Source organism: Vreelandella sp. 21, assembly GCF_050995515.1.
GTDB classification, from domain to species: domain Bacteria; phylum Pseudomonadota; class Gammaproteobacteria; order Pseudomonadales; family Halomonadaceae; genus Vreelandella; species Vreelandella alkaliphila.
This window is the reverse complement of the sequence record NZ_CP194673.1, coordinates 2,347,041-2,366,962: the sequence shown is the minus strand read 5'-3', so window position 1 is coordinate 2,366,962 and position 19,922 is coordinate 2,347,041. Positions and strand designations below refer to the sequence as shown.

Sequence of the window (19,922 nt, the reverse complement as noted above, 5' to 3'; positions counted from 1 at the left end):
TGCATGAGCGGTGAAGTCCTCATCAATTTAACGCCAATGGAGACTCGCGTTGCGCTGGTGGAAAATGGTGTCTTACAAGAGGCGCTCATTGAACGCTCACGTAGGCGCGGCATTGTAGGTAATATCTACAAAGGCAAAGTAGTGCGTGTACTGCCTGGTATGCAGGCTGCTTTTGTTGATATTGGCCTTGAGCGCGCGGCGTTTATTCATGCCCATGAGGTAATGCCATCAGGGACGCCTAATGATGAGCAGCAGACTATTGGTCAGTTGCTACATGAAGGTCAGGCGCTTGTCGTTCAGGTGACCAAAGATCCCATTGGCACCAAGGGTGCCAGGCTCACTACCCATCTCTCGATTCCTTCACGTTATCTTGTCTATATGCCTGACTCTCCCCATCATGGCGTGTCTCAGCGCATTGAAGATGAGCGAGAGCGGGAGCGTTTAAAAGCGCTGCTCGATAAGGGCATTGACGAGCAGACCGTTGAGGTAACCGGTGGCTTCATCGTGCGCACAGCGGCAGAGGGGGTCGGTAATGAAGAGCTGGCGGGTGACATGTACTTCCTGCTGCGTATTTGGCGCAAAGTCAGTGAGCGTAAAATAACGGCGGCGTCGCCTAGTGTGATCTACGATGACCTGCCGTTATTTATGCGTACATTACGGGATGTCATGCGCGATGATATTGAAAAAGTGCGCATCGATTCCCGCGAGAACTTTGTCAAACTGGTCGAGTTCGCTGAAGAGTTTATGCCAGATGCGGTAGACCGTATCGAGTATTATCCAGGCGAGCGACCCATCTTTGATCTGTATAGCGTTGAAGATGAAATTCAAAAAGCACTGGGGCGTAAGGTTCAGTTGAAGTCCGGTGGCTATCTGGTTATCGACCCGACAGAAGCGATGACCACGATTGATGTTAATACCGGTGGTTATGTCGGTCATCGTAATCTTGAAGAGACGATTTTTAAAACCAACCTGGAAGCGGCGACTGCGATTGCCCGTCAGCTAAGGCTACGCAACCTTGGCGGCATCATTATTATCGACTTCATCGATATGGTGGATGTAGAGCATCAGCGCCAAGTGTTACGCGTGCTTGAGAAAGCGCTAGAGCGTGATCATGCGAAGACGAAGTGCACCGGAGTGACTGAGCTGGGTTTAGTGCAGTTGACCCGTAAACGCACGCGGGAAAGTCTGGAGCAAACCTTGTGCGAGGCTTGCCCAACATGCAGTGGGCGCGGGACGTTGAAAACGCCTGAAACTGTTTGTTACGAGATTTTTCGCGAGATATTGCGCGAAGAGCGTGCCTACAGTGCCGAAACGTATATGGTGCTTGCCTCTCAACCGGTAGTTGACAGACTGTTGGACGAAGAATCTGCGGCGGTCGCCGACCTGGAAACGTTTATTAATAAAACCATTCGTTTTCAAGTAGAGCAACACTACTCCCAAGAACAGTACGACATCGTACTAATGTAATGATAGCGTTACGTTCATTCTCTCGATGGTGCCTAGTAGCGATCGCCTCGTTATTAGGAGGTCTTGCTGTCTTTCTATTATTGGCACGCTTATTAATTAGCCAATCCAGCCTACTAACACCGAAAATAGAAGCGTTATTAGAGGCCCGTGTGGGGGTGCCCGTTACTATCGAGCACCTATCGCTGTCGTTGGCGCGTAACGATCTTGTTTTGCAATTGGAAGGTGTGCATTCAGCGACGCCTGACGGGCAGCAATTAGTATCCCTTGAAAGTGCGCATTTACGGCTTGATGGTTGGGCGACATTGAGAAGTATTGCACCCGTATTTAATGATGCGCGCATCACAGGCCTTGAATTTCATCTATATCAGCAGCGAGACGCTGCTTGGGGCTGGCCTGCACCAGCAGAGCTGCCGATCGTTATGTCTCAGGAGCCTACTGTTGATTTAGCGGCGTTGGACGCCTGGGCAGGTCTTATTCTTCGCCAGCGATTGTGGGTAGATAATACTCGTCTGGTGCTGCATGGAAGCCAACAGGCCGTCACCTTGCACGCGCCTACCTTGCTGCTCAATGGCGATAAGCGGCGAACGCGCTTGGAGGGTGCCGTCACGATCTTAGAATCTCAAAGCGTGGATTCGCAAGGAACAGGGTCTCAAGAAAAGGAGACTCAAGAAGCACAAGCACAAGAAACGCTGCCGGCCATTGCGATGAACGTGGAGATGCAGCCTGGAGAGCAGGGTTTCCGTGATTTTTCAGCGGCGCTCCAATTGGACATGCAACTGGATCATCTAGTGGCACTAGCCGCTGTTTTACGTTCCGATCGCATGCCTTCCCTAGAGCAAATGGGAGGCGAGGTTACGTTGTGGGGTCGCTGGCATGCAGGACGCTTAGATGAGGTTCGCTTGGCTGTCGATGTTCCACAGTTGACCCTGCGCCACGAGATTCAATACGCCGTACTGCAAAACATTCAGGCCAATGGCCTTTGGCGGCGAGACGGTGAGGGCGGCGAAGCATGGCTTAGTGGTGATGCTGAAAACGTCGAGTGGGCGCGTCCAGAAGGTGGAAGTGGTGGCCCAGCCTTACCGCGGCATTGGTACTTATCCCACCAGCCTGATCGATGGGAGGTGCGCACCAGCGCATTTGAGCTGGCTTCTTTGGCGGCTTGGCGCGACTATATTTTGTTGCCTGAATCGCTTACTCGAGTGTTACAAACACTATCACCCCGTGGTCAGGTCCAAGGTTTGCGTTTAGGTCAGCATGAAGGCCATTGGGGGGTTGATGCGGCGTTAACCAATGTGGCTGTGCTGCCTTGGGAGCAAGCACCAGGAGGTGGCCCGTTAGATGCTTGGGTACAGGCAAGAGACTTTCGCGGCAGAGTAACGTTTAACAGTGCTGGAAGCAGCTCGCTTAATTTTCCTGAATTGTTTGAATCACCCATGCTGTTGGGCCATGCCGAGGGTGTGGTGGAGTGGGTGTATGACGGCCCGAGCACCATGATCAGTGGTAGGGATCTACGCCTAGATTGGGATGGTGCCGAGGTGAGTGGGGGTTTTGGTCTGATTGCGGGGGAACAGGGCGGCCAGTTTGGGCTTGATATTGCGTTTGCAAATGTTGATGCGCTTAATTACCCGCTCTCTCAGTGGCTGCCTGTTAAAGCTCTTGAGCCTGAACTTCGTGAGTGGCTATTAACCGATATAGGCGGTGTTGTTCCCCATGGCTCGCTTAAGCTTAGCTTTCCCTTTACTGGGGAAGAGGCTGGTTCAGAAAGTCAGTTTGCAGATCAAATTTCCTCCACGTTGGCCCTCTCTGTCACACAGGGGCGATTACCTATCGCGCCTGAGTGGCCCATGCTTGAGAAGATCGAGGGCAGATTGGTTTGGAAGGATCAGGTGTTGGAGGCGGTTATTCAGCATGCTGAAAGCCAGGGCATTGACGTCTCTGATGGGGTGCTAAAGATGGCTGATGAGACGCTTAATTTGTCGGGAAGTGTCAGCAGTGATAGTGATTCACTGCTGGCGTTTCTCCAGGCGATGCCTGAGATTGATCTGCCTCTGCTTAACGATGTTCGTGCAGAGGGCCGGGTTGAGGGTGACATCGCTTTATCGTTACCACTGAGCGCGCCGGACTCATTGGCGCTGGAGATTAATGCTCGACCAAATTTCACAACGCTTGCTTTTCAGCCTGTCGACATTCCGCTAGAAGATATTCAGGGGGAGATGACGTGGCAGCAGCACGGCGAAAAAAGCGCTTTGCTCGGGCATGTCTCGGGTCTGTGGGCAGGTAATTCCATAGAAGCGGATATCAATGTTCCGGACGACGGTATTGCCTTGGGCGGGAATATTGATGTCGCCACTTTATTTCAACTGGCCAATATTCCCGCTGAGCAAGCTCGCCAGCTGTTTGAGGGGCGTGCCCAGTGGCGTGGGCAGGTCAACCTACAGCCATCACCATCGATCGTCCTTGAAAGCCGCTTGCTTGGTATTACAAGCAGGTTGCCAGCGCCATTTAGCAAGTCCGCTGAACAGCCATGGCCATGGCGGTTAAGCGCTGACTTCGGCAGTGGTCGCTTAACAACACAGTTAGCCGACATCGTTAATGCTCGCGTACAGCTTGATCATGATGAGCTGGCAGGAGTGGTTGCTCTAGGCAGTGCTGCCGCACCGAGTGGCTGGCCAACACAGCCAGGCTGGAGCGTTGTCGCGCAGGTTGATGAGTTGCCTCTTGATGACTGGCAGGAGGCGTTGTCACCGTTGATGCAGGCGTCATCTTCGTCGAATGGCGATAGTGAGGATACGCCAATATCAGTAATGCTTAGTACGCCTTGCGTGCATTTCCGTGATGCGTGTTTTGGTCGCTTAGAAGCGACAGGCAATATTGAAGGAAAGCGCTTGGCTATGCAGTTAAGCGGTGACCTTGTGTCAGGTCGAGTGAATTATCAGCCCGGTAGCGCGCTGCCGCTTGATATCGCTATCTCGTCGCTGGAAGTAGATCGGCTATTTGATATGCCCGCTGCAGCGCATGACAGCAGTGCGCCGACACCAGGCTCTTGGATGGATGCTGTCGAAACTCAGCACGCCACGCCAACTGCTATACCAGAATGGCTTAACCAGTTGCCGGATGGCCGGCTCAGACTAGCCGATATTGGCGTTGGCGAAGGACGTTTTGGACCGTTAACCGCTTATTGGCAAAGCCAGGACCAACGTTTTACTCTTTCCCCGGTCGGTCTGACATTAGGGCAGCTCTCTGCCCGCGGAGAATTGGTATGGGAAGGCGACGCTAACAATAGCCATACCCGCGCTGATGTTTCTATACAAGGTGGTGATGTGGGCACTGCGTTAGAGCGTCTAGGCCAGCCAATAGCCATGCGCAGCCGTTCCACGGATGTTAGCGCAACGCTGGCATGGCCAGGCGCTCCCTGGCAATTTGAATTAAGTCGGGCGGAAGGCGATATTCGTACCGATGTACGTGATGGGCGCTTTGTGACGCTGGAATCTACACCGGCTCGCTTGGTTGGTCTGCTTAATTTTGACAATATACTGCGTCGTTTGCGTTTCGATTTTTCGGACGTGACGGGACAAGGAACTGCATTTGATCGGGTGCATGGCACGGCAGATGTCGCCGCGGGTCAATTACTGCTGCGCGGTCCACTTTCCATTGAAGCGCCATCTACCACGCTAACCCTGACGGGAAGCGTCAATCTTATACAACGTGAACTTGATCAGCGACTAGGCGTCACACTACCTATTAGCCAAAGCTTGCCTCTCGCAGCCATAGCCGTAGGTGCTCCGATTGTAGGTGGCGCTCTTTTTGTAGCGGACCAGCTTTTTGGTAGCGCGTTAGATCAAGCAACCACTATTCACTATCGCGTGCGAGGTCCGTGGACGTCGCCGCAGATCACTCTAGAAGGCCCTTAATGACCGCACATAAGAGCGATGTAAATACCGCTGTTTCCATTTTGTTGACACCAAGTGGCCTGGATTTGGATGCCCTTGATACAGGGCTGTCTTATGCCCTGGGGGCCGGTATTGATTATGCCGATCTCTACTTCCAGCGTACTTGGCAAGAGGGGTGGGTGTTGGAAGATGGTGAAGTAAAAGAAGCCAGCTATAACATTGATGGCGGCGTTGGTGTGCGCTCCTTAGCAGGTGAAAAGACAGGCTTTGCCTACTCCAATCAAATTACCGCAGATGCGCTAATGGATACTGGCCGTACAGCAGCGGGCATTGTGCGTAGTGGTAAGCAGTTACCTGGGCAGCCGGTAGTGGCTGTCAGCGCTGCCGGTCGTTATGCAGGACTTGATCCGTTGGCGGGGCTTACTGCTGACGAAAAAGTGGCAATGTTAAAAGAAGCAGACCGCATCGCGCGTGCAGCTGACCCCTGTATTAGCCAAGTGAGCGCCTCATTGTCAGGCACTTATGAAGTGGTGTTAGTGCGTGCCAGTGATGGCACCTTAGCGGCAGATATCCGCCCATTAGTCCGTTTTAATGTGAGTGTTATCGCGGCTAAAAATGGTCGGCGAGAGCGAGGCGGTGCTGGGGGCGGCGGTCGTTACTCCATGTCCAGGCTGCGAGATGAGAACGTAGCGGAACGCTATGCGAAAGAGGCTGTTCGCCAAGCCTTAGTTAACCTAGAGGCAGTCGATGCACCTGCTGGTCAAATGCCGGTTGTTCTCGGCGCTGGCTGGCCAGGTATTTTGCTTCATGAAGCGGTGGGCCACGGGCTTGAAGGCGATTTTAATCGTAAGGGTAGTTCAGCGTTTGCAGGGCAGATGGGGAAACGTGTTGCGGCGAAAGGTGTGACGGTCGTCGATGATGCTACCGTTGCTGATTGCCGTGGTTCGTTAAGCGTGGATGATGAAGGCACGCCAGGGCAATACACGCCGCTGATTGAAGACGGTATTTTAACTGGCTATATGCAAGATAAGCTTAATGCACGGTTAATGAATATGGCGCCAACGGGTAATGCGCGGCGTGAATCTTTTGCCCATTTGCCGATGCCGCGTATGACCAATACTGTCATGCTGGCAGGCCAAGATGAACCTGCCGACATTATCAAAAGCGTTAAGCGCGGTATCTATGCGGTCAGTTTCGGTGGTGGTCAGGTCGATATTACATCAGGCAAGTTCGTTTTTTCAGCCAGCGAAGCCTACCTCATTGAAGATGGCAAAATTACTGCGCCTGTTAAAGGGGCTACCTTGATTGGCAACGGTCCTGAGGCAATGGGGCGTGTTTCAATGATTGGCCATGATATGGAAATGGATACAGGTATCGGTGTCTGCGGCAAAGAGGGGCAGGGTGTGCCGGTAGGCGTCGGTCAGCCCACCCTTAAGCTGGATGAGCTGACGGTCGGCGGCACTCAGTCTTCGTGACTTGATTGTCATCACTTGGTCTTGATGACTTGGTCTTAATGACTTGGTCCTTATGAACTAGCCTTTATGGCCCAGTCATTGAGACATATAGGGGTTAGAGTGCCAGCGTATCGCGTAAGTGTTTGAACAGCTTGCGCGAGCTGGTCGGTGGTTTACTTTGCTCACGCTCTTTACGCGCATTGCGCACTAGTTGTCGTATTACCTGACGGTCAGCGTTAGGGTATTCCGCCATAAATAGATCGACAGCGCTGTCGCCTTCTTCGACTAACCGATCGCGCCATTTTTCTAGCCGGTGAAAGGCATGATCGCGCTGCTCTTTTTCCTGCTCGATAGCGTCGAAGACACCCTGTATGGCAGTAAGGTCTTCTTTGCGAATAAGCTTGCCCACATATTGCATATGGCGACGGCGGCCTTCATGGGAGCGGATGCGAGAGGTTTCTTCTATGGCGCGTAACATGTCGTCAGAGAGCGGGAATTTTGCGCGCTCGGCTGGTTTCATCGCGATAAGCGTTTCGCCAAGCGCCTGGAGAGCATGCATTTCCCGCTTGAGCTGAGACTTACTAGGGCGCTCTTCTTGTTCATCAATATCGAGGGGTTCGGGGCGTTGCTTAGGCATACTAGAACTCACTAATTAGTTTCGTTTGCAGCATTATATCAGGCTGCGACCACAACATTGATCCGCCAATGCGATTCAGGCGAAAAGGAGGCCAAAATGGCACAAGCATTTGATGCAGCGGCCCAGCAGGTGCTGTTAACCCGGCGTGCTGAAGAGGCGCTTGCGCTGGCAAAAAAATTAGGCGCAGATGCTGCTGAAGTCGGCGCTAGTGTAGATCAAGGCCTTGGGATAAGCGTGCGTCTTGGAGAGGTGGAAACTGTCGAACTTTCACGTGATCAAGGAATTGCCATTACGCTATATGTTGGGCAGCGCAAGGGCAGCGCCTCGTCTACCGATGCCAGCAGCGCGTCAATTAAAGCCACGGTAGAGAAAGCCCTGGCAATTGCCCGTTATACGGGGGAGGACCCTGCCGCAGGGTTAGCAGATGCGTCGCTAATGGCAACTGACCTACCTGACCTTAAAGTGCATTATCCATGGTCGTTGACGACTGATGAAGCAATCGATTTGGCGCTGGCATGTGAGAAAGCGGGGCGTGATGTTGCGGGAATTCATCAGTCGGAAGGCGCTTCGCTATCCAGTGGTGAGGGAGTGCGAGTTTACGCTAACAGCCACGGTTTCCTCGGCACCCAGAAAGGCAGTAGTCATTCACTTTCCTGCATGCTGATTGCACAGGATGAGAAGGGCATGCAGCGCGATTACGATTATACCTCGGCACGTAATCCCGCCATGCTTCGAGATCCCGCGGAGGTTGGCCGCGAAGCGGCGTCACGCACGCTACGTCGGTTAGGCGCTCAACGGCCGCCAACAGGTACCTTTCCGGTGCTGTTCGACCCGTCACTTTCCAGCGGCTTAGTAGGTCACTTGATGGGGGCGTTGGCAGGTGGGGCGCTTTATCGCGAATCCTCTTTCTTATGTGATCGTTTAGGTAGCCAGCTATTCCCGAGCTGGTTTGGCTTGGAAGAGCGGCCTATGGAGGTGGGTGCGACGGCTAGCTCGCCGTTTGATGCTGAAGGCGTTCAAACTCGCAACAATCGCTTTATTGATCAGGGTAGTGTGGCTAGCTATATGCTGTCTGCTTACAGTGCGCGGCGTTTAGGTATGCAATCTACAGGTAATGCAGGTGGGGCACGCAATTTACGTTTGTTAGCGCCGCTGACGCCCCGAGATGATTTGCTGAAGCAGATGGGGCGTGGCATTTGGGTGACTGAGCTAATGGGACAGGGGGTTAACGGCGTGACTGGCGACTATTCGCGAGGTGCTGCCGGCTTTTGGGTTGAAAATGGTGAAATACAGCACCCTATCGAGGAGTTCACTATTGCCAGTAATTTGAATAGCATGTTTGCTGGCTTGGTCGCAGTCGGTGATGACATCGATACCCGTGGCAGTATTCACACGGGTAGCTGGCTAATTGATGCAATGACCGTCGCTGGTAACTAACACCTTAGCTAACAGCTCAGTTAACACGTTGGCTGATGCTGTTTTAATGATGTCAGTGGTATTCACTGATGTTAGTGCTCTTCGTCAAAACGTGCGTCGAATAGTGCTTCAATGGCCTCTAGTGCTTGTTCGGCGTCGTCGCCTTCCGCATGGACTCTAAGTTCAGTGCCACAAGGGGCGGCCAGCATCAATAACGACATAATGTTGGCCGCATCAGCCATTTGCTGTTGTTTGTAAACGTGAATGTTGGCCGAAAACTGTTGGCTACACTTGACGAGTTTTGTCGCTGCACGAGCATGAAGGCCGCGCTGATTAGTGAGTGTTAAGGTTCTTTCTGGCACTCTGGTTCCTTTTAGCCGAGTGGGGTCGTGAAGAAAAGGCGTTGCTTATTGCGCGTTTGTTGAAGGCTCGGATGTGGAGGGCTGCTGTTCACTTAGGGTGTACTGCAGGCCTAGCTCACGATGACGGAGTTGAACCTCTCCCGCTTGTTTCACCAGCATTTGTGCCAGTTGTTCCACCATATAGACAGAACGGTGCTGCCCGCCGGTACAGCCAATAGCAATAGTCATATAACTGCGCTGGCTATTTTGGTAAGCGGGTAGCCACTTTTCCAACCATGTCTGGATATCATTGCGCATTTCTTCTACGACGGGATATCCCTTAAGAAAGTTGATGATGTTCGCGTCACGCCCAGTGTATTGGCGCAGCGTAGGGTCCCAGTAGGGATTTGGTAAGCAGCGCACGTCAAAGACGAGATCAGCGTCAAGTGGGACGCCACGTTTATAGCCAAATGACTCTAGTGTCAGCGTTAATCTATCTTCACGCTGTTGGGCAACCTGATCCGTTATTCGGCGGCGCAGGTCATGAACCGACAGACGCGATGTGTCGATCATCAGGTCGGCAAGATCACGGATGTCGAGCAGGGTTTCTTCTTCTTTATTGATGGCCTCTTCAAGCGTCATGTCACTATCACGCGTAAGAGGGTGGCGACGACGCGTGGCTGAGTATCTCTCAAGAAGAATTCGCGCATCGGTGGTTAGATAGATAACCTGGAAGTGAATGCTTTTCTGACGCAAAGATTCAAGCATTTTTGGCAGCTGCTTTAGCGCAGCTGGTAAATTACGCGCATCGATACTTACCGCTAGTTGAGGGCGTGCCCCTTGCTCGCGAAGCTCATCCACAAGGGAGCCGAGTAACATGGCGGGCAAATTATCGATGGCACAATAGCCAAGATCTTCTAACGCTTGTAAGGCGATAGATTTACCGGACCCTGAACGGCCGCTAATGATCACCAGTTGCATAGAGTTTCTCTTGGCATGCCAATAAAAATGGAGGTAAACGTTAAACTAGTAGGCAGTGTCTAGCGGTGGACCATTTAGGTAACAGGTTGTTCACGAATTTTTGCTGTAATAAGGTCCAATAGCTCACGTTGGCTAGCCGCTCTACGAAGCTGCTGACGTGTGTCAACGTTGTTCATGATGGACGCCACTTGCCCTAATAAGGCTAAGTGCGTGTCGTCCGCCTCTTCGGGCACTAAAAGTACGAAAACAAGGTCGACGGGGTCGCCATCAATAGCATCGAAATCTACTGGCTCAGCTAACTTTAAAAAACCAGCGATAGGCGAGCTGCAGTGAGGGCTACGGGCGTGAGGAATAGCAACGCCGTTGCCTATTCCAGTGCTACCCAAACGCTCACGACCAATCAGGCGGCTGAAGACTTCTTGGCTATCTAGGCTTGGCGTGTTTTGCGCAATAAAGGTGCTGAAAAATTCCAGCACCCTTTTTTTGCTGCCCCCGGGGACGTCATACAGCACGCGCTCCGGGGGAAGAATAGTTTCCAACGTCATTGAGTTAACGCACGCCAGCGCCTTGGGCGCGAGCTTGTGCTTTTTCCTTGTGTTTAACGAGTTGACGATCAATTTTGTCCGCTAGTGCATCAATCGCAGCGTACATATCGTTGTCTAATGCTTCTGCGTGTAGATCGGCACCTGCAGCATGCAGGGTGCAGGCAGCTTGCTGGCGCTCCTTTTCAACAGATAAGGTCACTTGTACGGTGGTGATATTGTCATAATGGCGCTCAACGCGTTCCAGCTTCTCATTTACATAGTCACGCAAGGCGTCAGTCAGATCTACGTGATGACCAGTGATATTTACTTGCATTGACGTGCTCCTTATCCATCGGACTGTTCTTCGATTGTAACCCTTTTTGCGCTATTGCAAAGCCCTTAGACAGACTTTGTTCGTTAGCACTGTTTTATTAGCGTAAACGGCGGCGTTCGCTTGAAGAGGGTATACCCATCGACTCGCGATATTTGGCCACCGTTCGCCTTGCCACATTAATGCCACCCTCTTCCAATAGCGCCACGAGGCGGCTGTCTGAGAGAGGTTTCCCGGGCGGTTCATCTTGCACCAGTTTTTTGATTCGAGCGCGGATGGCGGTGCTGGAGTGACTGTCACCGCCGTCCTGGCCACTTACTTGGCTTGAAAAGAAGTATTTGAGCTCAAACACTCCGCGCGGAGTATGAATGTATTTCTGGGTGGTGACCCTGGAAATAGTGGATTCATGCATTTCTACGGCGTCTGCGATATCGGCTAAAATCAGCGGTTTCATGGCTTCTTCGCCGTGTTCCAGAAAGCCTATCTGGCGAGCTATGATTTCTCGGCCCACCCGCAGTAGCGTATCATTTCGACTTGAAAGGCTCTTGATGAGCCAGCGAGCTTCTTGGAGATGCTCTTTTAAAAATTGGTTATCTTGGCTCTTGTCAGCCCGTTTGATCAGGCTTGCGTAGTCAGGTTGAATGCGCAAGCGCGGCAATGCCTCAGGATTTAGCTCCAGGTGCCATCCTTCGTGGTCATGGCGTACGACTAAATCTGGCGTTACATAGCTGTCATCAGTGTCGCCAAAGGCACTTCCTGGGCGAGGATCAAGGCTGCGGATCAAGCGGATGACATCATCAAGCTGCTCATCATCTAGACTTAACCGCCGCTTTAGCAAACGCACATCATCCTTACCAAGCGCTTCCAGAAATTGACGCACTAACCGCTTGGCAGGCATAAGCAGCGGTGTATCTTCCGGTAGTGAGGCGAGCTGCAGCATTAAGCACTCCCGCAGGTCGCGAGCAAATACACCGGTGGGCTCAAACTGTTGAAGACGAAGCAAGGTTGTTTCAACTTCACGCTGGCTAAGGCCTTCATGCCCTTGGGCTTTAAGTCCTTCGCGAATGTCATTGAGAGGCTGGGTTAGGTAGCCGTTGGCATCCAGTGCATCGATGAGGCTTTCAGCAATGGCGTGGTCGCGTGGTGAAAAATCTGTCATGGCGAGTTGCCAAAGTAAGTGGCCATGCAAACTTTGACCAGCGGCTTGACGCTCAAAGTCAGGCCCCTCGCTGCTGGCACCATGGCTACCAAGGTCTTGATAAGTGTCTGACCAGTCACTGTCAGTTGAGAGTTCGTTAGGAATGCTTTCGGACCATTCAGCTTCCTGGTGTTCACTAACGGCCTGTTCGCCGAACTCATCTTCCTGCTCAAGCATTGGATTGGCATCAAGTGCTTGCTGAATTTCTTGACGGAGGTCCAGCGTTGATAGCTGTAACAGGGCGATGGCCTGCTGCAGCTGAGGTGTCATGGTCAGCTGTGTACCGATACGCAATTGAAGAGAAGCTTTCATGACCATCTGAGAACCGCTCGTTAATCAGAAAGCTCCACCCTAGTGCGAGTTATGGCTTGGTGCAAGTGCAATAAGTATGCCACCACTACTATTTTTTCTACAGATGGCTGTTTACAAGCGGAAATCAGCCCCCAAATAAACGTCTCTTACCCGCTGGTTGTTGAGAATTTCCTGAGGGGGGCCACTGGCGATGATATGGCCGTCACCTACAATGTAAGCAATATCGCAAATATCCAGTGTTTCCCTGACGTTATGATCAGTGATCAGCACGCCGATATGGCGCTTTTTGAGGGCTCGAATGATCGTTTTAATATCGCCCACTGAGATTGGATCAACGCCGGCAAACGGCTCATCAAGCAGGATAAAGGCAGGCTCGGTCGCGAGGGAGCGGGCAATCTCAACACGTCTACGCTCTCCGCCCGAAAGACTCATGCCGAAGTTGTCACGAATGTGCGTGATGTGAAAATCTTCCAGTAGCGACTCAAGGCGCTGCTCCCTGGCGCTACGATCGAGCTCTTTGCGGGTTTCCAGGATTGCCATGATGTTGTCGGCGACGGTAAGTTTGCGAAAAATAGAGGCTTCCTGAGGCAAGTAGCCAATACCAGCCATTGCACGTTCGTGCATGGGGGCATGGGTTAAATCAAGCTCATCAATGCCAACCTTTCCCGCATCAGACTTAACCAAGCCGACAATCATATAAAACGATGTCGTTTTGCCTGCGCCATTGGGGCCTAGTAGCCCTACCACGCTGCCTTGAGATATCTCTAGGTTAATATCCTTAACGACACGGCGGCGTTTATAGCTTTTAGCTAAGTGTTGGGCATAAAGTGTTTTTATCGGCGCGGTTTCTGATGCTGATTCTGAGGCTGTGGTTTGAGGTGCGGGCTCTGCGTTATTGGTCGCCACTGGACACTCCTATTGTTCCGGCTGAAGAGTCATGCGGATACGTTGTGGCTCACCACCACTAACATCAGAACGCGCCTGAACCACACCTTGGTCGATAAAGTACTCTAATCGCCCACCTTCAAAGCGATCTGCTTGCTGGGTCAGTTCCGCTTGGTCAATGAGCTCTACCCGACGCTCGGCAACATGATAAATAATACGTTTTGCCCAGCCTTCCATTGGGCTAGCTTGGTCTTCGAGCTGGTTACGTATGTAGGCTCGTCCACCGGTTGCAATGGCACGCGATAGCTCGCCAGCATCGTTGCGCTGAATCTCAACGCGATCGCCGCGCAGTTGCATATTGCCCTGCCGAATATCGACGTTGCCTGAATACACTGCGGTGCCTGCGCGTTGATCGAGATCTAAACGGTCAGCCTCTACTTCTACGGGGGCTTGGCTTTGTGCCATAACCGGTAGCGCTGCCGCTGAAATGGGTAGCGCAATGACGAAGAGTGCCGTGCGAATAAGAACGTTCATCGCGACTCCTACTGAGAACGAGTGGCAGGCGGGTGAACGCCGCGCACGTTATTGGTTAAGCGGATCTGGCTATCATCCAGCCATACATCCATACGTGAAGCGTCAATGCGCTGGGGCGGTTGCTGAAGTATGGTTTCGGCATCGCTCCAAGCATGACGGGTGATGCCATCATAGTGTAATAACTCAGTATTCAACTGCCAGCCCTCATCAGGTGCAAGTAATTGGGCTGAACCAGCTAGCGTGAGCGCCTGCGTGTCAGTATTTAGGGTGCCGGTCTCCGCCGTCGCTAGCCATTGACGCTCTTCGCTATCAAATAGTGTCGCCCTGGGGGAGAGGACATCTGTCATCGCCGTTTGAGGGGTATGAACTAAGCGTGGCGTCGTCAGCGACTGCTGGATGGCTCCGGTGTCACCAAACAGAGTAATTTCTGCATTCTCTAGTACATGGCCGGGCTCTTGAGCACGAGCCTCTGCGTCGATTGATTGGTCTTGAGGGCCGCGTGGATCCAGCCATACCAGTACGCCACCTAAGGCAAACACCATGATGGTTATCCAAATGCGTTTTTTAACCCAAAAGCGCATTACGATTGGCCGTGTAGGTACGTATCTAAAACAGCATCCCAATGGCCTTGAGACATCAATAAGGTATCGCAGATTTCACGTACAGCGCCGTGGCCACCAAGCCGATCGGTGATCCAGTCAGCGTGAGTATGCATATAATCAGGAGCATTAGGGACGGTGATGCCTACGCCAGAACGTTTAATTGGAGCAAGGTCTGGTAGGTCGTCACCACAATAAGCAACCTGCTCAAGCGTGATGTCTAGGCGTTGGCAAAGCGCGCGTAGCGTAGTGAGTTTATCCTCGCACCCTTGATACACATGGGTAATTCCCAACGACGCAGCACGTTGGCTGACCATGGGGGAATCACGCCCAGTAATTAAGGCAACATGGATTCCGACGCGTTTCAAAAGTTTGAGGCCGTGGCCATCTTGGGTATGAAACGCTTTGATTTCGATGCCGTCAGCTTGAAAATAGAGGCGGCCATCGGTAAGTACGCCGTCAACGTCAATGGCAAGCAATTTTACGCGGCGAATCCGGTCTTGTAGAGCGTCAGGTAGGGCCATGAAGCCTCCGTATTATTAATGTTTGAAAAGATTGATTAAATGACACCGCTAGCAAGTAAGTCATGCATATGTAGCGCGCCAATGGGGCGCTGCTGATCATCCACGACCGCCAGTGCGGTGATTCGACTGTCTTCCATGATGCGTACCGCTTCAGCTGCTAACACATCGGGACCGATACGTTTTCCAGGACGTGTCATCACATCATCAACTAGGACGTCACGTAGGTCATGAAACTGATCCAGCGTTCGGCGTAAGTCACCGTCGGTATAAACGCCGGCAAGGCGTCCTTCGCTATCGATTACGCAGGTAAAGCCCAACCCTTGGCGAGTAATTTCCAAGAGTGCGTCCCGTAACGGGCTGCCTAATGCTACTTGGGGGAGGCGTGATCCGTTGTGCATTAAATCCTTTACACGCAAAAGTAGGCGTTTGCCGAGGCTTCCACCTGGGTGTGAAAGCGCAAAATCTTCCGCGGTGAAGCCCCGTGCTTCTAATAATGCCACGGCTAAGGCATCACCTAAGGCAAGTGCTGCTGTGGTTGAGCTGGTCGGCGCTAAGTCGAGAGGGCAGGCTTCGCGCTCAACGCCGCTATTAAGGTGAGCATCGGCGTGTTTGGCTAATGTGGAACCAGGGCGTCCAGTCATGCTGACAAGGGGGGTTCCTAGGCGTTTCAGCAGCGGAAGCAGCGCAGTGACCTCTGCGGTTTCGCCAGAGTTCGAAAGTGCTAGTACAACATCTGCGCGGGTGATCATGCCGAGATCGCCATGACTGGCTTCACCTGGGTGTACAAAAAAAGCAGGCGTGCCGGTGCTTGCCAACGTTGCAGCCAGCTTGCCCGCAATATGGCCGGACTTACCCATGCCGGTTACCACTACGCGGCCCTGGCAGGCGAGGATAAGTTCACAAGCGTGGTCAAAGCTCTCATCAAGTTTTGCCTGAAGTCCACCGATAGCGGCCTGCTCAATTTGCAGTGTGCGCAGCGCACTTTCACGCAGTGGGCTAGGTGTCGATAGTGGCTGGCGCATGAGGGCATCTCTTTTCATAAGCGGTCAAAAGTAGGTCGGTAAGAATAACATCTTGGCGCGGTTTGTAGGTAAGGCGCGTATCCTACTCCTCAGCGCGGTTGCAATGAGCGCATCTGTTACTGTGAGTAGCGTTAAGTTACGATGTTCGATAATATTTCGAAAACACTGTTTTTTAAACTGTCTGTTCTTTATAAACTAGCTGTTTTTTTGAATTATCTGTTTTTAACTAACTAATGCGTAGCCAGCATATATTAATGCTGTTGCGGCAAGACGACCATCAAGGCCAGCCAGCCCATGACCGATGCTCCCTTCATCGAAATTGAAGATTTGTACTTCTCGCGGGGTGATCATGATATTTTTCGCGGAATCAACATGACGATTTCGCGAGGCCAGGTAACGGCTATCATGGGGCCAAGCGGTACCGGAAAGACGACCCTTTTAAAGCTAATTGGTGGGCAATTAACGCCTGACCGGGGGCGAGTGTTAATCGACGGTCAAGATGTGCATCGCCTGTCGCGTAAGGCCCTGTTTACGCTGCGTAAGCGCATGGGTATGTTATTTCAGAGCGGCGCACTGTTTTCAGATCTTGATGTATTTGAAAACGTAGCGTTTCCGCTTCGGGTGCATACTGACTTGCCTGATCCTATGATACGCGATCTAGTGCTTCTTAAGTTACAGGCAGTGGGTTTGCGCGGGGCTAGGCACTTGTCGCCAGCTGAGCTTTCGGGGGGTATGGCAAGGCGTGTGGCGCTGGCACGGGCGGTAGCGCTTGATCCAGAGTTAATCCTTTATGATGAGCCTTTTGTCGGGCAAGACCCCATTTCTATGGGGGTGCTTGTACAGCTAATTAAACGGCTGAATCAGGCACTGTCGCTTACGTCAGTGATCGTTTCGCACGATATCAAAGAGACCCTCAGCATTGCGGATTATCTGTACCTCATTGCCGATGGGCAGGTGGTAGCCTCTGGCACGCCAAGAACCTTAGATACGAACCAAGATCCCCGAGTAAGCCAGTTTATCCATGGTGAGCCAGACGGGCCGGTGCCGTTTCACTATCCCGCTGAGACACTTTACCGCGATATTCTAGGCCAAGCCTCTGCAGGGAAGGTGCGTTAAATGCAATCAAACATTAAACATGCTATTTCGCATGTCGCTCGGCTGGGGCAAAAAGGGTGTGATGCCTTAGAGTCGTTAGGGCGTGCAGGTGTCTTTCTTGCCCAGTCGGCAGTAGGGGTACCTTCTCGGGAAGGGTGGTCGTTGTGGCTGCGCCAAGTGCACTTTGTCGGTGTACTGTCTCTGGCTATTGTACTGGTGTCAGGGCTGTTTATAGGCATGGTGCTTGCGCTGCAGGGGTATACCATATTGGTTGATTTTGGGGCAGAGCAGGCGCTTGGCCAGATGGTTGCTCTTTCGCTTCTTCGAGAGCTAGCGCCAGTGGTCGCTGCGCTACTGTTTGCAGGGCGCGCGGGCTCTGCGTTAACGGCGGAAATTGGCCTGATGAAGGCGACTGAGCAGTTAACCAGCATGGAAATGATTGGCGTTGACCCTCTGCGCCGGGTTGTGGCGCCAAGGTTGTGGGCAGGTTTTGTTGCGCTACCTATTCTTACCGTTGGTTTTAGCGTAGTGGGGATTTGGGGGGGCTATTTGGTTGGCGTGGAATGGCTGGGGGTTTTTGAAGGCTCTTACTGGAGCAATATGCAGGCTAGTGTTTCGTTTGTTGATGATATTGGTAATGGAATAATCAAAAGCCTTGTATTTGCAGTAGTCGTCACCTGGATTGCGGTGTTCCAAGGGTATGACTTAGTGCCTACCTCTGAAGGTATTTCGCGTGCGACAACCCGCACGGTGGTGTATTCATCGCTTGCTGTTTTGGGGCTGGATTTTGTATTGACCGCCGTGATGTTTGGCGGCCTTTAATGGGTGGAGCAATAACATGAAGCGCAGTAAAACCATGGAGTTTGGTGTTGGCCTGTTTATGCTTGCGGGCATTCTGGGGCTTGTTTTTTTGGGCTTACGCGTAAGTGGCATGACGCTTTCAACATCTTCCGACACGTTTCGTCTCGAGGCCAGTTTTTCCAACATTGGCAGCCTGAAACCACGTGCGCGGGTCACCATGGCCGGTGTTACTGTGGGACGGGTAGAGGCTATTGAGCTTGATACCGAGTGGTATGATGCGCGGGTGGTGTTGAGCCTCGATAGTGATCTTGAAGGCCAGCTTTCACAAGATTCTACCGCAGCTATTTTGACGGCTGGGCTGCTCGGTGAGCAGTATATTGGCCTGAGTGTTGGCGGCGCTCCTGAAGTGCTTGAGGAGGGGGATGTTATTCGTGATACCCAGTCTGCCCTGGTGCTCGAAGAACTTATCCAGCAATTTGTATCCAATATGGTTACTAACTAAGCACCGTGGGTGCTGTCAGTTGTCATGAGGTGATTTTAATGAAAGAAAATAGCGTAATGTTGGCCCGTCGTTTGCTTTTTTTGTTGACGCTAGCGGTCGTTCTGCTGCCTTTTGCTGCCCAGGCCCAGTCGAAATCGCCAGAAGCGTTGGTTCGTGAAAACGTCAATGAATTCATGGAGCAGATTAACGGTAGAGAAGATTATTACGCCAATAATCTTAATGAGCTTAAGGCGTTAGTCAACGATAGCCTGAATGATGTAGCGGATTTTCGTTATATTGGCGCTAGCGTGATGGGAAGCTACTTTCGCAACGCAACGCCAGAACAGCGTAGTCGGTTCGCCGATGTTTTTCGTCAAACCCTGATCGACACGTACACGCGTGGTCTCGTGACCTTTGATTACGATGAGTTGCGAGTGTTGACCGACCAGCGCGGTCAGCGCTATGAAGATCAAGCCAGTGTTGATATGGAAGTTGTTGCCACAAATGGTCAGATTTACCCCGTTAGCTACAGTCTGCGACTTTCAAATGGTGAGTGGAAAGTGGTCAATGTTATTGTTAATGGCATCAATTTAGGGCTGACCTTCCGTAATCAGTTTGATCAGTCGATGCGCGAAAATAACCGAGACTACGATGCAGTCATTCGTAGTTGGTCGCCTGAAATTGGTGTCGACGAGCTTGAGCAAGGGGGCAACGCGTGACGACGCTGTTATCTATGCCCCATGTTTCGCTGATTGCGCAGTCTTGCGCGTTGGCTGTTCAGGGTGATCTCAATGTCAATGCAGCGGCCGATGTGGCCGCTGCAGGCGTTAAATGGCTTGAAAGTGCTCGATTAACTGATGTTGTTCTCGATTTTTCAGGCGTTTCAAAGGCAAGTAGCGCGGCGATTAGCGTTCTGTTTGAATGGCTGCGTGCGTGTCACTCGCTAGACATTGTCGTTACGTCGATTGCATTGTCTGCTCCGCTTGAGCGTTTAACGTCGCTCGCTGAACTCGACGCGCTAATAGGTTCGCCCAACGCTGAAGTGTGAGTGCTCGTCTAGCATCGCCAAGCGTGTCGCTTTTCTTTATCATGTTCTCCTGTTCCTCACTAATTCAACGTCCTCCCTATTTCAATTACCTAATTCAATGGCCCAAAGGAGTTTCCTGTCTTATGCAACCCAACGAGGTAAAAGCACTGCTTGAGTCCCGCATCGATGGATGTGATTTTCATATCCAGGGTGAAGGCTGCAATTTTCAGGTGATCGCGGTTGGCGAAGCTTTTGAAGGTCTTTCTCCTGTAAAGCGTCAGCAACTGGTCTATGCGGCGCTAAATGATGAAATTGCATCTGGCGCTCTGCACGCCATTAGTATCAAAACGTTTACTCCGGCGCAGTGGCAAACTGCACCGGAAAACGCATAGTAGCGGCTTCT

At 52.0% G+C, this 19,922-nt stretch carries 21 protein-coding genes; 10 read left to right on the top strand and 11 right to left on the bottom strand.

Features of this window, described 5'->3' with window-relative positions:
* Nucleotides 1-3: 3 nt before the first annotated feature.
* Genes rng through tldD form a run of 3 tightly spaced genes read left to right on the top strand, consistent with a single transcriptional unit; the run spans nt 4 to nt 6,832 of the window.
* The gene (gene rng / locus ACN06F_RS11145; RefSeq protein WP_433923909.1) at nt 4-1,467 is read left to right on the top strand and encodes a ribonuclease G; all 1,464 of its coding nucleotides are present in this window, start codon (nt 4-6) and stop codon (nt 1,465-1,467) included.
* Complete coding sequence (locus tag ACN06F_RS11140; RefSeq protein ID WP_433923908.1) at nt 1,467-5,378, top strand: YhdP family phospholipid transporter; 3,912 nt, start codon at nt 1,467-1,469, stop codon at nt 5,376-5,378. The genes rng and ACN06F_RS11140 overlap by 1 nt, the downstream gene beginning before the upstream one ends.
* Nucleotides 5,378-6,832: a metalloprotease TldD gene (gene tldD / locus ACN06F_RS11135; protein ID WP_038485532.1), complete on the top strand. Its 1,455-nt coding sequence runs from the start codon at nt 5,378-5,380 to the stop codon at nt 6,830-6,832. The genes ACN06F_RS11140 and tldD overlap by 1 nt, the downstream gene beginning before the upstream one ends.
* 94 nt (nt 6,833-6,926) lie before the next feature.
* Here tldD and yjgA read toward each other — a convergent pair whose 3' ends face one another.
* The gene (gene yjgA, locus ACN06F_RS11130; protein ID WP_038485529.1) at nt 6,927-7,448 is read right to left on the bottom strand and encodes a ribosome biogenesis factor YjgA; all 522 of its coding nucleotides are present in this window, start codon (nt 7,446-7,448) and stop codon (nt 6,927-6,929) included.
* A gap of 96 nt (nt 7,449-7,544) precedes the next feature.
* Between yjgA and pmbA the strand changes: the two genes are divergently transcribed.
* A complete protein-coding gene (gene pmbA / locus ACN06F_RS11125; RefSeq protein WP_433923907.1) occupies nt 7,545-8,885 on the top strand; it encodes a metalloprotease PmbA in 1,341 nt (446 codons plus the stop codon).
* 71 nt (nt 8,886-8,956) lie between these two features.
* Here pmbA and ACN06F_RS11120 read toward each other — a convergent pair whose 3' ends face one another.
* From ACN06F_RS11120 to ACN06F_RS11075, 10 genes are all read right to left on the bottom strand, one after another.
* Nucleotides 8,957-9,226, bottom strand: coding sequence for an HPr family phosphocarrier protein (locus ACN06F_RS11120; RefSeq protein WP_038485523.1), 270 nt, complete (start codon nt 9,224-9,226; stop codon nt 8,957-8,959).
* Nucleotides 9,227-9,271: 45 nt separating this feature from the next.
* Complete coding sequence (gene rapZ, locus ACN06F_RS11115; protein WP_038485520.1) at nt 9,272-10,186, bottom strand: RNase adapter RapZ; 915 nt, start codon at nt 10,184-10,186, stop codon at nt 9,272-9,274.
* A 74-nt stretch (nt 10,187-10,260) separates the two neighbouring features.
* Nucleotides 10,261-10,731, bottom strand: a complete 471-nt coding sequence (gene ptsN, locus ACN06F_RS11110) for a PTS IIA-like nitrogen regulatory protein PtsN (protein WP_038485517.1) — start codon at nt 10,729-10,731, stop codon at nt 10,261-10,263.
* A 4-nt stretch (nt 10,732-10,735) separates the two neighbouring features.
* Nucleotides 10,736-11,044: a ribosome hibernation-promoting factor, HPF/YfiA family gene (gene hpf, locus ACN06F_RS11105; protein ID WP_009721972.1), complete on the bottom strand. Its 309-nt coding sequence runs from the start codon at nt 11,042-11,044 to the stop codon at nt 10,736-10,738.
* Between the two features lie 97 nt (nt 11,045-11,141).
* Nucleotides 11,142-12,557, bottom strand: a complete 1,416-nt coding sequence (locus tag ACN06F_RS11100) for an RNA polymerase factor sigma-54 (protein WP_433923906.1) — start codon at nt 12,555-12,557, stop codon at nt 11,142-11,144.
* Nucleotides 12,558-12,662: 105 nt separating this feature from the next.
* Nucleotides 12,663-13,388, bottom strand: a complete 726-nt coding sequence (gene lptB / locus ACN06F_RS11095) for an LPS export ABC transporter ATP-binding protein (RefSeq protein ID WP_095603314.1) — start codon at nt 13,386-13,388, stop codon at nt 12,663-12,665.
* A gap of 78 nt (nt 13,389-13,466) precedes the next feature.
* A complete protein-coding gene (gene lptA / locus ACN06F_RS11090; RefSeq protein ID WP_038485507.1) occupies nt 13,467-13,970 on the bottom strand; it encodes a lipopolysaccharide transport periplasmic protein LptA in 504 nt (167 codons plus the stop codon).
* A gap of 8 nt (nt 13,971-13,978) precedes the next feature.
* Complete coding sequence (gene lptC, locus ACN06F_RS11085; protein WP_174412721.1) at nt 13,979-14,551, bottom strand: LPS export ABC transporter periplasmic protein LptC; 573 nt, start codon at nt 14,549-14,551, stop codon at nt 13,979-13,981.
* On the bottom strand, nt 14,551-15,093 hold the full coding sequence (locus ACN06F_RS11080; protein ID WP_038485504.1) for a KdsC family phosphatase: 543 nt from the start codon (nt 15,091-15,093) through the stop codon (nt 14,551-14,553). The genes lptC and ACN06F_RS11080 overlap by 1 nt, the downstream gene beginning before the upstream one ends.
* 35 nt (nt 15,094-15,128) lie before the next feature.
* Nucleotides 15,129-16,115, bottom strand: coding sequence for a KpsF/GutQ family sugar-phosphate isomerase (locus ACN06F_RS11075; RefSeq protein WP_038485501.1), 987 nt, complete (start codon nt 16,113-16,115; stop codon nt 15,129-15,131).
* 294 nt (nt 16,116-16,409) lie between these two features.
* Between ACN06F_RS11075 and ACN06F_RS11070 the strand changes: the two genes are divergently transcribed.
* From ACN06F_RS11070 to ACN06F_RS11045, 6 genes are all read left to right on the top strand, one after another.
* On the top strand, nt 16,410-17,231 hold the full coding sequence (locus tag ACN06F_RS11070) for an ABC transporter ATP-binding protein (protein ID WP_038485498.1): 822 nt from the start codon (nt 16,410-16,412) through the stop codon (nt 17,229-17,231).
* The gene (gene mlaE, locus ACN06F_RS11065; RefSeq protein WP_038485495.1) at nt 17,232-18,032 is read left to right on the top strand and encodes a lipid asymmetry maintenance ABC transporter permease subunit MlaE; all 801 of its coding nucleotides are present in this window, start codon (nt 17,232-17,234) and stop codon (nt 18,030-18,032) included.
* A 16-nt stretch (nt 18,033-18,048) separates the two neighbouring features.
* Complete coding sequence (gene mlaD / locus ACN06F_RS11060) at nt 18,049-18,513, top strand: outer membrane lipid asymmetry maintenance protein MlaD (RefSeq protein WP_433923905.1); 465 nt, start codon at nt 18,049-18,051, stop codon at nt 18,511-18,513.
* Nucleotides 18,514-18,551: 38 nt separating this feature from the next.
* Nucleotides 18,552-19,211: an MlaC/ttg2D family ABC transporter substrate-binding protein gene (locus tag ACN06F_RS11055; protein WP_038485488.1), complete on the top strand. Its 660-nt coding sequence runs from the start codon at nt 18,552-18,554 to the stop codon at nt 19,209-19,211.
* Nucleotides 19,208-19,540, top strand: a complete 333-nt coding sequence (locus ACN06F_RS11050) for an STAS domain-containing protein (RefSeq protein WP_433923904.1) — start codon at nt 19,208-19,210, stop codon at nt 19,538-19,540. The genes ACN06F_RS11055 and ACN06F_RS11050 overlap by 4 nt, the downstream gene beginning before the upstream one ends.
* Before the next feature lie 122 nt (nt 19,541-19,662).
* Entirely contained in the window at nt 19,663-19,911 is a 249-nt protein-coding gene (locus ACN06F_RS11045) for a BolA family protein (RefSeq protein WP_038485481.1), read from the top strand.
* Nucleotides 19,912-19,922 lie beyond the last annotated feature (11 nt).

Excerpts from the sequence above, each read along its gene's own strand:
- rng (WP_433923909.1), top strand. The coding sequence starts at position 4 with ATGAGCGGTGAAGTCCTCATCAATTTAACGCCAATGGAGACTCGCGTT.
- ACN06F_RS11140 (WP_433923908.1), top strand. The coding sequence starts at position 1,467 with ATGATAGCGTTACGTTCATTCTCTCGATGGTGCCTAGTAGCGATCGCC.
- tldD (WP_038485532.1), top strand. The coding sequence starts at position 5,378 with ATGACCGCACATAAGAGCGATGTAAATACCGCTGTTTCCATTTTGTTG.
- yjgA (WP_038485529.1), bottom strand. The coding sequence starts at position 7,448 with ATGCCTAAGCAACGCCCCGAACCCCTCGATATTGATGAACAAGAAGAG.
- pmbA (WP_433923907.1), top strand. The coding sequence starts at position 7,545 with ATGGCACAAGCATTTGATGCAGCGGCCCAGCAGGTGCTGTTAACCCGG.
- rapZ (WP_038485520.1), bottom strand. The coding sequence starts at position 10,186 with ATGCAACTGGTGATCATTAGCGGCCGTTCAGGGTCCGGTAAATCTATC.
- ptsN (WP_038485517.1), bottom strand. The coding sequence starts at position 10,731 with ATGACGTTGGAAACTATTCTTCCCCCGGAGCGCGTGCTGTATGACGTC.
- hpf (WP_009721972.1), bottom strand. The coding sequence starts at position 11,044 with ATGCAAGTAAATATCACTGGTCATCACGTAGATCTGACTGACGCCTTG.
- ACN06F_RS11100 (WP_433923906.1), bottom strand. The coding sequence starts at position 12,557 with ATGGTCATGAAAGCTTCTCTTCAATTGCGTATCGGTACACAGCTGACC.
- lptA (WP_038485507.1), bottom strand. The coding sequence starts at position 13,970 with ATGAACGTTCTTATTCGCACGGCACTCTTCGTCATTGCGCTACCCATT.
- lptC (WP_174412721.1), bottom strand. The coding sequence starts at position 14,551 with ATGCGCTTTTGGGTTAAAAAACGCATTTGGATAACCATCATGGTGTTT.
- ACN06F_RS11080 (WP_038485504.1), bottom strand. The coding sequence starts at position 15,093 with ATGGCCCTACCTGACGCTCTACAAGACCGGATTCGCCGCGTAAAATTG.
- ACN06F_RS11075 (WP_038485501.1), bottom strand. The coding sequence starts at position 16,115 with ATGCGCCAGCCACTATCGACACCTAGCCCACTGCGTGAAAGTGCGCTG.
- ACN06F_RS11070 (WP_038485498.1), top strand. The coding sequence starts at position 16,410 with ATGACCGATGCTCCCTTCATCGAAATTGAAGATTTGTACTTCTCGCGG.
- mlaE (WP_038485495.1), top strand. The coding sequence starts at position 17,232 with ATGCAATCAAACATTAAACATGCTATTTCGCATGTCGCTCGGCTGGGG.
- mlaD (WP_433923905.1), top strand. The coding sequence starts at position 18,049 with ATGAAGCGCAGTAAAACCATGGAGTTTGGTGTTGGCCTGTTTATGCTT.
- ACN06F_RS11055 (WP_038485488.1), top strand. The coding sequence starts at position 18,552 with ATGAAAGAAAATAGCGTAATGTTGGCCCGTCGTTTGCTTTTTTTGTTG.
- ACN06F_RS11045 (WP_038485481.1), top strand. The coding sequence starts at position 19,663 with ATGCAACCCAACGAGGTAAAAGCACTGCTTGAGTCCCGCATCGATGGA.